We start from the raw sequence: 12,565 nt of genomic DNA, 5'->3' as shown, positions 1-12,565 counted from the left end.
ATCATCTTTACTTAATCTACTCAATTAACGAGATCAATGGCACATTACGAACCGCCAATAACCTGGAAAGACCACGAGGATATAGCCCTGAAGCTATATGAGAAATTTGGCGACGACTTTACTGAAAGCAAAATATACCGTGTCCGCTTTACCGAACTTATTGAATGGGTGCTTGAGCTTTCTGGATTTGAGGGCAAGCGCGAAGAATGCAACGAAGGCCACCTGGAAATGATACAGGCTGCCTGGGTTTACGAATGGCGTGACAACCAAAAATAATGAACAACATCCTCGAGCTTTTTAAGCCTATACGCGTATTTGTGTTCGATGTGGACGGTGTTCTTACCGACGGGTCGTTGCTGGCTACTGAAGAAGGACATCTGCTCCGCCGTATGAACATTAAGGACGGATTTGCTATACAGCTGGCCATCAAAAAAGGCTATAAAGTATGGATCATTTCCGGCGCAAGGTCAGAAGGCGTGCGTGCAAGGCTCAATAAGCTCGGGGTTACTGATGTTCATATTGGAATAGAGACAAAAAAAGAACTGCTTCTCGAAATAGCAGAGGAATCTAAAACATCCTTCGATCACGTTCTGTATATGGGTGACGACATACCTGATTATGCCGCCATGCAAGTATGCGGACTACCCTGCTGCCCCAACGATGCTGTTTCTGAGATTCGTGAAGTATCTAAGTACATTTCTCCCAAAACAGGTGGCGAGGGTTGCGTACGTGACGTGATTGAAAAGGTACTCAAGCTAAACGGTGACTGGGAACTTCCATCCTAAAAGTACTTCTCGTATATCAATCCATAGTTCAGTAATAGGTTTTCTTTTTCGGTTCGGTTAAACTTGTTATAGGTCAGGCTTGTCCTCAGGCTAAAACCCCATCCTAATCTAAAGTCTAGGGCCGCGCTGCTGCGAATGATATAGTCGTTCCCATCCTTTAGTGAGTGCTGAAGAAAACTGCCGCCATCAAACGAGATCATATTCCTGTACTTAAACCTAAACCATAAGCGAAAGGAATTTCTGACCGTATTATACATTTCAACGGTAGTGTCAGAAAGCTGCAGGTCTGAATACTCATACAGCAGTCCGTCACTCACATTCAAATACAGGCTATCGCGGTTGATAATGCTATAGGCCACACCTCCACCTGCCTGGTACTGACTATTTATCTTGAGTGAGTAGCTCGCTGTATAGTTAGCCAATGCCCAATAGTAGAAATTCTTGCTGCGATGGGGGTACCAGTTCATATCAGCCCATCCATTGAAATCATTATTGCTTAGGATGTTATTTTGCTCACCATACACCCAGGCAGCACCTGTATTCATGCCCACCCGCTTTTTACGAAGACCAAATCGCGCTGAGTTATTCAGTAGATAGTTCTCTGTCTCGTCGGTCCTATTGACACTACCAGTGGCCAATAGTTTTAGGTAATGCTGCGTAGTATCTGTGTACTGTGCGTTTGCCGCAACAGCCAAAAGAATAAATAATATAAACGCAACTCCTGTTTTCATGAGTGATCAGGTCTTCAAATTTACTTCCTGCGAAAGAAAACAAAGCCATTTTTCTCGCCTATCTGTTGCAGCTGAGGCATAGCCCGATACCGATCAGCATCCATTATTTTACAGATAAAATAGGTCGGTTTGTCAACTGGTCCCGTCAGCAACCATTCTTCGTTATAAGAATTTTCATTGATCGGCGGTTGTTTCTTTGTATAGAATAAATGTGCGTAACTCTTATACCCGAGTACTTTTACATACACATCCTTGCCCTGGAAGCTCTTAAAGTATTCGATGGCGGCACGTTGAGAAATAGCCTCGATCTTTGGGGTAAAATGCAGCACCGTTACTTGTATTATTACAATCTGAACGACGGCAAGCACCACCATTCCGATCCTGAAATTCCGGCGCATCATCATCACCGACACCCAGATACCAACCAGGTAAAGTATTCCCCATATGCATTCTACATAGCTCCAGGGTACATTAGCCTGCAGGTTACCTACTGCAAAAGGATCATCTATCAAGGGGATAAGCTTCGCCTTATTAATACCAACAATAGGCAGAGATGCGATTGCAATACCGAGGATGCTTCCTATAGTAAGTAACAATGCTTGCACACCTTTGCTGATATCAATACGTTCATTGCTGAGACGATATAGCTGTAACGCAGCCAGGTATGTCAAGGGGAAGTAACATAGCGAAGAGTAGTGCACGATCTTGGTCTTTACTATCGAGAACAGGATAAGCACGACCCAAAACAATATCCACATCCAGCGGGTAAAGTCACGAGCAGGTTCAGAAGTAGTCGATCGCTTGCGACTGAATTGGAATAAGAACATCGACGCTGGGAAACAGCCTATGAATAGTATGATAAAATGATAGAAGAATGGTCCGCCATGGCCGGCATCTTCTGTTTGAAACAAGCGTACCTGGTAGGTAATAAACTCGCTCACAAACCACCAACCGTGATTAATGGCTTCTATGCCAAACCATAACGAAGTTGTAACAAATGCCGACAACGCAATAAGAAGCAGGTAACCGATCTTATAACCCCAAAGGCCTTTATTGACTACAACATAAACACCAAAAGCCAGCAGGGCTATGAGAATCGCCACTGGCCCCTTTGTAAGAACCGCAAGCCCCAGGAACAATCCGGCAAGTATAGCATGCAGGCTCTTCCTGTTTTCATACCGCAACAGGTACACCTGGAAAAAGGCCAGGAATATCAACAGGTTGAACAACGGATCAATGATACCCGACTTGAAATAAAAATGCGGCAACCAGGTAGCAGCATAGATCACGGTCCACCAGGTAGCCAGTCTGTCGCCAATCACCCGCTTACCGGCATAATAGAGAGTAACTAAAGTGACCACCCCTATAAATGCATTCGGGAAGCGTGCAGCATATTCGTTAACGCCAAACAGTTTCATTGCCAGCACCTGCATCCATATGAACAAGGGCGGCTTTTCCCAAAACGGCTGAAAGTCTATCTGCATACGCAGATAGTCATGCGACACGATCATTTCACGGGCACACTCGGCAAAATTGATCTCATCCCAATCGAACAGGTGCACATGACCCAGGAATGGGAAAAATAGCAGTGACCCTGCTATTATAATGATGAGATAACGAAATGAAACTGGCATTAGTGAATACCGTAGTCTTGTTTAAAAAAGCGTCCCTGGTTTCGGTTCATCAAGGTGACCACACACACCACAAACACCGTTGCAATGATGCTACCTACATATACATCAATGAAAAAGTGTGCTGCAAGATACATTCTTGAATACCCCACGGCTATTGCCATGAAAAAGAAAACCAATCCCCAGTGCCGGTATTTCTCAGGCAATAGTATTGCGAGGAATGAAAACAGGCAAAATGCAGCTGTTGTGTGCCCGGAGGGAAAGCTTCGCTCCATGTACCGGGGCCAGTCCGGCGATATGTGTATCCACGGCGCCTCTTTATAATAGTTAAGCGGCCGGGGCGCATTTACACCACTCTTCACTGCCTGTGTCATTATGTTTGGCAAGACATTGCTAAAAAGTGCCGTGATGAAAAACCACAAGTTGCGAAATGAGGTACGGCCGAGTAGTATCAAGAGAACTACCAGAACAAACGGGCCTTCTCCCATGTTGGTAATATAAGTCATGAGCACATCGCCCCACTCCGAATGCCGGCCGTTAGCGAACTCAAACAGCACGCGCCTGTCGAAAAATATGAGTGACAACCCGCCTACCACTACCCAAATGAGGAATGGAATAAGAAAATACGGGTTGTAAGAAGTATAGGGCTTTTCTGTCGAAAAGGTTAAGCGGCTTTTCTTGACCATAGTCCGGAAATTCTGTTCCACGCCCGAACGTACCATTCCTTACTAAAGATCTGGGAATCGTTCCTGGCCTGGCGAATGAGAATAAATGCAATAGGGAGTAGCATAACTGTTGCCATCCACATACCGATGCCCGGTTCAACCGCACCTGTTTTAGCAAGCTTCTCACCGGTTATCGACATAATATGGAATACAACGAAGAAAGCAACGGCAATAACAAGCGGCATACCTAAACCACCTTTACGGATGATGGCCCCTAACGGAGCACCGATCAAAAACAACAACACGCAGGCAAACGACAAGGTAAATTTCCTATGCCACTCCACATTAAACTTCAGGTAATTGTCGTTTTGTATTTTATAGTCGACCGCGGTAATACCGATAAGACTTTGCGAATTGCGTACCTGGCTGGCGGCTAGCTGCGTCACCCTGTAACGCAAGGTATCATTGACCACGTTCAAAAAGCTTGAATCGTATTTATGCACCGGTTTTGATGGCATCTTAGCCAAAAGGGTTTTCCTGTCGTCGCCTTTGGATAGTATGGTTATATATGGGCCCAGGTACACGTTCACATTGTCATGAAGACGTTTCTGATGGCGCTTCATGCTGTCAATGCGTTCTGTCAGCTGCGCCACATCCATCATCTGGTAGGCGTCTTTGAACAAGTCCTCGTTAGTACGGTTTAGTTTGAACGACGATAGATCAAAAACCTTGTCCCAGTTTTTGAAGTACATGCGTATCTGCTTATTGGCCTGGCTGTTTCCTGTACCGGCACTTTCATCGTAACGCCAGCCGTCTTTCAGCCTGAAGATCATGTATTGCTTATCGGGCGATGGTATCATTTCGCCCTGCTTGGCCAATACGACCTTTTCATTGCCCATACCCGAGGTGTGATCGTAGATAACCACATTACGGATCGTCTTGCCATCGTTATCCTTCTCACCTACCCTGATAGCATAGTCTTTGATGTCAGAATTGAACTGGCCTGCACGTATATTCAGTGCCGGTTTTGAGTTCCTTAGATCGTATAGAAGCGATAGCGCCTTAAGATTGGCAAACGGGATAACGTTATTGTTGAACAAGAAGCCAAGAGCACTGATAAAGACGATGAACAGCAATAGCGGCCTCATAAAACGCAGCAACGAGATGCCTGCCGATTTGATAGCTACGAGCTCGAAGTTCTCGCCCATGTTACCAAAGGTCATGATAGACGCCAGCAGGATGCCAAGAGGCAGCGCCAGGGGCACCATGGTAGTAGACATATAGAACAGCAGCTGCACGATAAGCCAGGTTCCAAGCCCCTTCCCGATCAATTCGTCCATATACAGCCAGAAAAACTGCATGACCAGTACGAACAGCGTAATGAAGAAGGTAACGATAAATGGACCTATAAAGCTGCGTAGGATGAGTATGTCCAGTTTTTTTATCAAGAGGCAAGTATCTGTTCCGGTGGTGCAAACCTACATAAAACAAGCGCGATTTACCTCTACCCGGGTAGTATTAACCAGAATTTATAAAAAACTAAAGCTTGCGGGTAGCAAGCTTTAGGTATCATAACAGGCTCTTAGCTGCCTATGCGGTGTTTCAGGTCGCTCACCTGCGAGTTCCAAAGTCGCTCCTGGTCTTTCAGGTCGGCTTTGTCTGCAAAATCTGTGATCCTTAAAATGGTCTCGTTCGTTATCGGACTTTGGTCTATGCTGAATTCGAAAAATTCATCATCACCATAGTAGTCCCAGCGATAGCGAATGAACGAATTTTCTGCCTGCTCCAGCACTTCTGCCGTATCTACCGCGCCATTCCAGCTAAAATAGAATGTCTGATCACGTTGGTCGACTTTATCGGCGAACCATTCCTGCAGACCAACGGGCGTTGATAAGAACTCATATAATATGGAAGGTGAACACCTAACCGGAAACTCCAGGGAGTACATTGTCTTTTTCTTCATCGTAGAGAGGTTCGCTTGAATTAACTTCGGGTGCAATAATAAAAAAAGGATCGAACATTCAAAATTTTTCGTTAACTTTCATATCAGTTAGCATAGTCGGAATTTTAATATTTGGGGAAAAATCGCTGTTAACAATTCCTTAAATTTTTTTGGGTTGAATTGAGTCCGCCCTTAGATTTGCCATAGAAATGTCACTCAACATTCATTATCAACGTTTACAGCCTGAATTGTCTAACCATTTAATGCTTTGCCTATGTCCATGCGTCAGCTAAAAATCACGAAATCGATTACCAATCGTGAAAGCCAGTCTCTCGAGAAGTATCTGCAGGAGATCGGTAAAGTAGATCTGATCACTCCGGAAGAAGAGGTACAACTCGCTATCCGTATCAAGCAAGGCGACCAGTACGCCCTTGAAAAACTCACTAAGGCCAACCTCCGTTTCGTGGTATCGGTGGCCAAGCAGTACCAAAACCAGGGTCTTTCCCTGAGCGATCTGATCAATGAGGGCAACCTGGGTCTTATCAAAGCCGCACAGCGCTTTGATGAAACACGTGGTTTTAAGTTCATCTCGTATGCCGTATGGTGGATCCGCCAATCTATCCTCCAGGCATTGGCCGAACAATCTCGTATCGTTCGTCTGCCACTGAACAAAGTAGGCCTGTCTAACAAGATCAGCAAAGCTTACTCTCAGCTCGAACAGGAGTATGAGCGCGAGCCATCGACCGAAGAACTGGCAGAACTGCTGGATATCGGTACCGAAGAAGTGGAAACTACACTGGGTGTAGCTGCCCGCCACGTATCGGTAGATGCTCCTTTCGTTGACAGTGAAGACAACACCCTGCTGGACGTTCTGGAGAACCCTAACTCTGAATCTGCAGACTCTGAACTGGAACACTACGACTCTCTGCGTTGCGAGATCGAGCGTTCGCTGAGCACCCTGACCGACCGTCAGCGCGATGTGATCAAGCTGTATTTCGGTATCAGTGTTGAGCACCCAATGAGCCTGGAAGACATCGGCGAAAAATTCTCGCTTACCCGCGAGCGTGTACGCCAGATCAAAGACAAAGCCATCACTAAGCTGCGTACGGCTAGCCGCTGCCAGCTGCTGAAATCTTACCTCGGTAACTAATTTCATCATACCACATTTGTTTATAGAGCGCCCGGTTTTACCGGGCGTTTTTTTATTTACCCCTAAATCCCCTAAAGGGGACTTGGAAAATTACTCGCGGCCTTCCCCTTTAGGGGATAGGGGTCAACGGGACGGTCCGGAAAACCTTATCCGTACCAATGGTTTTGCCGGATCTCGTTTGGCATATTGTGTGTTTTCAGCGTGATAGAACCAGCCTGTCTCCTGCTCTATTTGGTTGCGTAGTTCGGGCGGGGCGTTGCGGTGGGCGGCAAAGCGATCCAGCTGTTTCTTTTGCTGCCAGGTGGTGCTGCATTGGTGTTTGATGTAGTAGTCGAATTCGTCTTGCAGGAGCTCTTGTAGGGGTTTGTAGCCTTGTTTGAGGAGGGCGAGGTGGGTTGGTGGTGGGTGCAATGACACCTGAGCCGGTAATGTTTGTGATTGTTCATCGGTCGATTGAACTGATTGCATAGGCTCAGGGGATTCTTCGCTGCGCTCAGAATGACAGCTTTTATTATCAGAATGACAGCTTTGATGGGAATCACAAGGCATTTTTGTTTCCGTTTGTTGCCGAAATGGGGAGGATTTTCGGATAAGGTTATTGTTTAGCGGGTGAAATTCCCAGCCTGCCTCGCGTTCGGCTTCGAAGCGGTGACGATGGTGGAGGAAACGCAGGCCGCACATCTTTTGTACTGACTGCAGCTCGTGCAGCTTTTCTTTATTCTTTGTTGCCAGGTAGTCTTCGCGCAGGTCGTCTATTACTTTGCCCTGGGGCTGGTAACCTGTTTCGTCCACTGCCCTTCTTTCGAAATCGCTTATAGCTTGTTGTTCTTCGCGCTCCAGCTGCGGCGTCATCCGTTGCTGGCGTTCTTCGTCTTTGCGGGCCTGCCTGCGCTGCTGAAGATCCAGATACCGGTCCATATGTATATCGAGCGGCCACCATTTGCTGGTGCCGTCGGCAGTGTCAAAATACGCGTCTATAGTGTTGCCGTGCAGGGCGGTGTATTCATCCATGGGCAAGCCGCCTATCATTACCTGGAACTTTACCGGCCCTTTGGGCTCCGCTTCTATCTCCTCTTTCTTTTGTCTCGCACGAGGTTGTGGCCTACCCCAGCCCTCCATGCGGATGCAGGCATTGGCGGCTGCTATCTTTTGCGATACTGTAGGCCTGGCCATCTGGCGTTCAAAGCCATCTCGGGTGCGGTATATCTTTTCGGTCAGCTCACTGCCGTCAATAACATTGGCAAATAGTTCGCGCAGCTGGTATTTGGCAAGGTGTTTGCGCTTTTTCTGCTCCAATACCTGTTCTTCCGCCTTTTGGTCTAATTGCTGGTCTTTTTCTCGCACGGCTTGTGCAATGGCAGGATTATCGCGCATCAGGCGGTTGACGGCGCTTTTAATAGATGATTCTTTGGCTTTGGGATAAGCTTTGCGGTAGGCGGCCATCTTGTCGCCAGTAACTAGGTACTCGCGCAGAAAGGTTTTCTGGTTGGCATTCATGGTTGATAGGTTGACATTTCTTCGACCTCCATTCAGAAGGAAGAAACGGGTTTATAATAACACAAATATACGAAATTAATGTTTAATTGAAAAACATTAATTCTGAAAGCGGGAGCTTTGATTGCGAACCCTGGCTGAAGGAATTTCATATTACTTGCGGGATCAAGTATATTTATTTATCTTAATGACAAAATCCCTACTATGACTAAAATCTCCAGGTGTTGCAAAAGCGACACGATCAAAAGAATTATCATGCTGCTTCTATGTTGGAGCACCTTCACTGCTGATGCTGCTACCTATGTCAGCGGCCTGATCGCAACCAACACAACATGGACGAAAGCTAACAGTCCCTACATTGTAAACGGCAGCCTGGCTGTTGATTCAACAGTTACGCTTACCATAGAACCCGGCGTGACGGTGCGCGTAGACAGCGCCTGCCTTTTTTATGTTGATGGACGCCTGATAGCCGAAGGCACCGTTACAGACAGTATCCTGTTTCTGCCCAACAACACTGCGAACCAGACTAAATATGCATGGGCAGGTATTAAATTCAGGATAAAAGGCAAAAATGACACGAGCAGCATAAAGTATTGCCGGTTTGAACGCGGTTACAATGCCATCATGAATGAAGGCACCAATCTTTACGTCTATAATTCTGTATTCAGGAACAATACCACCGCCATTAATTTGTGGCCATCACCTCCGGTCAACTACCATGCAACAATCAGCAAGTGCCTGCTAACCCAAAATGAAAACGGAGTAATAAATGGCATGACCTCTAATGTGCCCACTGTATTTACCGAAAATGAACTATCCTATAACAATGTTGGTTATTCCTCGCAAGGCGGCCTGGCCCAAGCGCTCATAGCCAATAATAGCTTTAATTACAATGCTGGTGGTGTCAATTTACAGGGCGGCACAATACCGGGCATGACGGGAAATACCTTCAAAGGAAACACAGGTGCGGGAGTATATATTGTTGCACTGAGTTTGAGCTCACCAATTTCAGGCAATCTTTTTATCTATAACGATAGAGCGCTTGTTATAAACAACCTCGATACCGGCTCTATTACCAACAATACCCTGGCATATAACAACATAGGTATTGAGCACAGTCAAAACGCCTTTAACTTTCCCAACCCCTCAGGCATAGTGATCGACAGCAATTGCTTCACCAACAATGTATCTTTCAATTATAAGGAGAGCAGTCCAATTGATTTCCAGGTAAAAAATAATTGGTGGGGTACCGCAAGCACCCAGGGTATAGATTCAACAATTGAAGATTTCTACGACAATCTCTCTTCGGGAAAGATCGGCTACACGCCATTTCTTACCGCGTCTGACGGTTGTATGGCAGTGAGTCCGCCCCCACAAGGAATACCCGCTACCCCTATGGTTGCCGGTATCCAAATATATCCCAGCCCAAATAACGGTACGTTCACATTGCAGATAGATAACAGTAATTTCAAAAAGGCAGCTGTGCAGGTGTACGATATGATGGGCAGAGAATGTTATAAGGCTTCGATCACGGCTCCTAAATCGCAGATCACACTCAACCAGGCAAAAGGGACCTACATACTGAAGCTGCGACTTGATCAAACTGTAGTAACAAAGCAGCTTATAGTGGAATAGTATTCAACTTTATCGATAACGATCAACAAAAAGCCTCGCAATTGCGAGGCTTTTATTAACTGTGGTGTCAGGTGTTTCCACCTGACATCACAGTTAATCAAGAGTTTGCACGATATGAACAAGGCCATCTGCATATTGACGTTCCTTTTAGCATGCACTCAGTTGGCAAAAGGACAAGAAATTCCAATTGCAGACAATTACTCAATTGTTGACACGGTTGCCGGCGACCTGGACAATGACTCGATCAGAGAGTTAGTTGTCGCGTATAACATGGGACCTAATAGTGACCTAGAACCTGTGCCAAGAGAACTGATCATCTACAAACTCAGAAACAACAAATGGGTTGAATGGAAAAAGTCGCTGGAAGCTCTGTATGGTAGCCTGGATGGTGGCATGTCGGGAGACCCCTTTGAGGATATGGAAATTAAGAATGGGCTTTTACTCATTAGCCAAAACGGCGGAAGCAGTTGGAAATGGGGATTTACCGACAAATATCGTTTTCAGAATGGCGAGTTTTATTTGGTAGGATATACAAGTTATGACGGCAAGCCATGCGAACACTGGAGAGAGGTAGATTTCAACTTATCGACAGGTAAAATGATCGTTACAAAAGAATATGAAGAATGTGAAACAGAACAAAAAGTCTACAAACGTGAGAATGAGACTTTTTTTGAAAAAGGGCTTAAGATCACTTTAGAGCACAGACAAGAAAAAAAGATCAACATAACCACGCCTAAATACAAGCACGAGATCAACATCGCAATTGGAAAAGAATAAGGACAGTTAAAGAATATTAAGCCGCAGTTTCACTATAAACTTGCAGGGCCAGCCGCGCACTTCTATATTTGAAGGGCATAATATTCAATATAAACCTGCGAATGAAAAGTCTAAAAAATTGGCGAGGACTATTTTTGGGAATCCTCTACGGCCTGACAGCGAGAGCAATTTTTGCAATCGAAGATCTAAATAGCGATACACCGCTGCTTCGCACAAATGGCTTAATGACTTTGTCGTTCATGTTTATTGTTCCCTTTGTTGTAGGCCTCATCACAGCCTATTACCATGATGAGATCAAAAACCCATTGAAGATCATCAGGATAAGCATGCCTCTTTTTTCCATCATTGGTCTTGTTGGAATTTCCGTTTTTACCGGACAGGAAGGTATGATCTGCGCGCTAATGGCTTTACCCATCTTTCTCATTATGGCGCTTTTGGGGGGCCTTATCGGGGTATTGATATTTAAAAGACGACACGACAAGCTCTATGTGTCATTGTTTGTGCTCCTTCCATTTCTCATAGCTCCGATAGAAAGTCAACTTGGACTTACTGAAAAAATCTTTTTTGAACATTCCAGCATCGTGATCGATGCGACAGATAAGGCGGTTTGGGAGAATATTACGAGGGTAAAAGAGATTGGGGAAAACGAGAACAATCCCTCCCTGTTTCAGTTTATGGGCTTTCCACGACCTATTGAAGCAGAACTCGATACTATTGCTGTTGGCGGAATTAGAAAAGCCATATTTGCAAGAGGATTGTTTTTTACCGAAACAGTTACGCAAATGTCCCCTTTAAAAATACTGGCATTTGACATCAAGGCTGACCCAAAGTCAATTCCACCAAAAGCGTTGGACCAACATGTTATGGTTGGCGGAAAATATTTTGACGTGCTGGAGGGGAAATATGAAATAGAAAAACTAAGTGAAAGAAATGTCAGGTTGCATTTAACCTCGCGATTCAAGTTATCGACCAGCTTTAATTTTTATAGCGGGCTTTGGAGTAAATTGATCATGAGAGACATCCAGGAAAATATCCTCGATATTATTAAACGGAGAAGTGAGGTCGGCATTCCAACCGAGATATAGAGTTTTAATTGTGGTGTCAAGTGTTTCCACCAGACACCGCAATTATCATTACTAAACTTTTCCTTCTTTTATCCTCTTCTTCCAGTACCCCCAGCTTTTTGTCAGTGCCTGTTGCTGCCCCTCCGGCAGTCTGCAGGTGCCGTCGTATAAACCTTTTACCTGGCGCTGGCGGTAGGCCTCGTACAGGCTAACGGCGCAGGCCACAGACACGTTCAGCGATCTGATCATACCCACCTGCGGGATGATGAAGTTTCCATCGCAGTGCTTCAGGCATTCTGCTGAAACGCCCTTGCGTTCGTTGCCAAACACCAGCGCAACCGGTTCTGCCAGGTCCAGTTCATATAAGCTATGCGCTTGCTCACCCAGATGGGTGGCGAATATCTTTTTGTATTTCTTGCGCAGCGCTTCAACGCAGGCTTCCACATTATCAAACTGGTGTACGGTTATCCAGTCTGCAGCGCTGGCCGAGCTTCGCGGGCCAAATTCTGTATGAGGGCCGATGATGGTATTCAGCACGTACAATTCCTGTACACCTACCGCATCGCAGGTGCGCATGATGGCCGATATGTTATGACGGTCCTCTATGTTCTCTAAAACAACTGTCAGGTCGGGCTGCCTGTTGTTGATCACGCTGGTGATCCTGTTCTCGCGTTCTGGTGTCATCAACACA

The 12,565-nt window shown here is 45.7% G+C and carries 13 protein-coding genes; 6 read left to right on the top strand and 7 right to left on the bottom strand.

Annotation, left to right across the window (positions count from 1 at the left end; translation table 11 throughout):
* Positions 1-36: 36 nt before the first annotated feature.
* Together iscX and P2W83_RS13205 are read left to right on the top strand one after the other, a co-directional pair.
* A complete protein-coding gene (gene iscX, locus P2W83_RS13210) occupies positions 37-276 on the top strand; it encodes a Fe-S cluster assembly protein IscX (RefSeq protein ID WP_276134217.1) in 240 nt (79 codons plus the stop codon).
* On the top strand, positions 276-785 hold the full coding sequence (locus P2W83_RS13205) for a KdsC family phosphatase (protein ID WP_276134216.1): 510 nt from the start codon (positions 276-278) through the stop codon (positions 783-785). The genes iscX and P2W83_RS13205 overlap by 1 nt, the downstream gene beginning before the upstream one ends.
* Here P2W83_RS13205 and P2W83_RS13200 read toward each other — a convergent pair.
* From P2W83_RS13200 to P2W83_RS13180, 5 genes are all read right to left on the bottom strand, one after another.
* A complete protein-coding gene (locus P2W83_RS13200; protein WP_276134215.1) occupies positions 782-1,516 on the bottom strand; it encodes a DUF481 domain-containing protein in 735 nt (244 codons plus the stop codon). The genes P2W83_RS13205 and P2W83_RS13200 overlap by 4 nt on opposite strands.
* 20 nt (positions 1,517-1,536) lie before the next feature.
* On the bottom strand, positions 1,537-3,150 hold the full coding sequence (locus tag P2W83_RS13195) for an ArnT family glycosyltransferase (RefSeq protein ID WP_276134214.1): 1,614 nt from the start codon (positions 3,148-3,150) through the stop codon (positions 1,537-1,539).
* The gene (locus P2W83_RS13190) at positions 3,150-3,833 is read right to left on the bottom strand and encodes a phosphatase PAP2 family protein (RefSeq protein WP_276134213.1); all 684 of its coding nucleotides are present in this window, start codon (positions 3,831-3,833) and stop codon (positions 3,150-3,152) included. Before P2W83_RS13190 ends, P2W83_RS13195 begins: the two co-directional genes overlap by 1 nt.
* Positions 3,812-5,260, bottom strand: coding sequence for an LptF/LptG family permease (locus P2W83_RS13185; protein ID WP_276134212.1), 1,449 nt, complete (start codon positions 5,258-5,260; stop codon positions 3,812-3,814). Before P2W83_RS13185 ends, P2W83_RS13190 begins: the two co-directional genes overlap by 22 nt.
* A gap of 134 nt (positions 5,261-5,394) precedes the next feature.
* Positions 5,395-5,775 (bottom strand): START-like domain-containing protein, encoded by a 381-nt coding sequence (locus P2W83_RS13180; RefSeq protein ID WP_276134211.1) that lies wholly within the window; start codon positions 5,773-5,775, stop codon positions 5,395-5,397.
* 259 nt (positions 5,776-6,034) lie between these two features.
* On the opposite strand from P2W83_RS13180, the gene P2W83_RS13175 reads away from it, so the two are divergent.
* Positions 6,035-6,904, top strand: a complete 870-nt coding sequence (locus P2W83_RS13175; protein WP_276134210.1) for a sigma-70 family RNA polymerase sigma factor — start codon at positions 6,035-6,037, stop codon at positions 6,902-6,904.
* Between the two features lie 123 nt (positions 6,905-7,027).
* Here P2W83_RS13175 and P2W83_RS13170 read toward each other — a convergent pair whose 3' ends face one another.
* Positions 7,028-8,401, bottom strand: coding sequence for a terminase small subunit (locus P2W83_RS13170; RefSeq protein ID WP_276134209.1), 1,374 nt, complete (start codon positions 8,399-8,401; stop codon positions 7,028-7,030).
* Positions 8,402-8,653: 252 nt separating this feature from the next.
* Here P2W83_RS13170 and P2W83_RS13165 point away from each other — a divergent pair, with 252 nt between their 5' ends.
* The 3 genes from P2W83_RS13165 (at position 8,654) to P2W83_RS13155 (ending at position 11,895) form a co-directional block, all read left to right on the top strand.
* Complete coding sequence (locus P2W83_RS13165; RefSeq protein ID WP_276134208.1) at positions 8,654-10,033, top strand: NosD domain-containing protein; 1,380 nt, start codon at positions 8,654-8,656, stop codon at positions 10,031-10,033.
* Positions 10,034-10,147: 114 nt separating this feature from the next.
* Positions 10,148-10,810: a hypothetical protein gene (locus P2W83_RS13160; RefSeq protein WP_276134207.1), complete on the top strand. Its 663-nt coding sequence runs from the start codon at positions 10,148-10,150 to the stop codon at positions 10,808-10,810.
* 101 nt (positions 10,811-10,911) lie between these two features.
* Positions 10,912-11,895 carry a hypothetical protein gene (locus tag P2W83_RS13155; RefSeq protein WP_276134206.1) on the top strand — a complete coding sequence of 328 codons (984 nt, stop codon included), beginning with the start codon at positions 10,912-10,914 and terminating at the stop codon, positions 11,893-11,895.
* A 51-nt stretch (positions 11,896-11,946) separates the two neighbouring features.
* On the opposite strand, the gene P2W83_RS13150 is transcribed toward P2W83_RS13155, so the two are convergent.
* Complete coding sequence (locus P2W83_RS13150; protein ID WP_276134205.1) at positions 11,947-12,558, bottom strand: TrmH family RNA methyltransferase; 612 nt, start codon at positions 12,556-12,558, stop codon at positions 11,947-11,949.
* Positions 12,559-12,565 lie beyond the last annotated feature (7 nt).

This window comes from Polluticoccus soli (assembly GCF_029269745.1).
Classification (GTDB): Bacteria; Bacteroidota; Bacteroidia; order Chitinophagales; family Chitinophagaceae; genus Polluticoccus; species Polluticoccus soli.
The sequence above is the reverse complement of the archived record's forward strand: the minus strand, read 5'-3'. Positions and strand labels throughout refer to the sequence as shown.

Bases quoted from the DNA above. Each gene is read 5' to 3' on its own strand.
- P2W83_RS13175 (WP_276134210.1), top strand. From the start codon at position 6,035: ATGCGTCAGCTAAAAATCACGAAATCGATTACCAATCGTGAAAGCCAG.
- P2W83_RS13205 (WP_276134216.1), top strand. From the start codon at position 276: ATGAACAACATCCTCGAGCTTTTTAAGCCTATACGCGTATTTGTGTTC.
- P2W83_RS13170 (WP_276134209.1), bottom strand. From the start codon at position 8,401: ATGAATGCCAACCAGAAAACCTTTCTGCGCGAGTACCTAGTTACTGGC.
- P2W83_RS13195 (WP_276134214.1), bottom strand. From the start codon at position 3,150: ATGCCAGTTTCATTTCGTTATCTCATCATTATAATAGCAGGGTCACTG.
- P2W83_RS13155 (WP_276134206.1), top strand. From the start codon at position 10,912: ATGAAAAGTCTAAAAAATTGGCGAGGACTATTTTTGGGAATCCTCTAC.
- P2W83_RS13180 (WP_276134211.1), bottom strand. From the start codon at position 5,775: ATGAAGAAAAAGACAATGTACTCCCTGGAGTTTCCGGTTAGGTGTTCA.
- P2W83_RS13190 (WP_276134213.1), bottom strand. From the start codon at position 3,833: ATGGTCAAGAAAAGCCGCTTAACCTTTTCGACAGAAAAGCCCTATACT.
- P2W83_RS13160 (WP_276134207.1), top strand. From the start codon at position 10,148: ATGAACAAGGCCATCTGCATATTGACGTTCCTTTTAGCATGCACTCAG.
- P2W83_RS13150 (WP_276134205.1), bottom strand. From the start codon at position 12,558: ATGACACCAGAACGCGAGAACAGGATCACCAGCGTGATCAACAACAGG.
- P2W83_RS13200 (WP_276134215.1), bottom strand. From the start codon at position 1,516: ATGAAAACAGGAGTTGCGTTTATATTATTTATTCTTTTGGCTGTTGCG.
- P2W83_RS13165 (WP_276134208.1), top strand. From the start codon at position 8,654: ATGCTGCTTCTATGTTGGAGCACCTTCACTGCTGATGCTGCTACCTAT.
- iscX (WP_276134217.1), top strand. From the start codon at position 37: ATGGCACATTACGAACCGCCAATAACCTGGAAAGACCACGAGGATATA.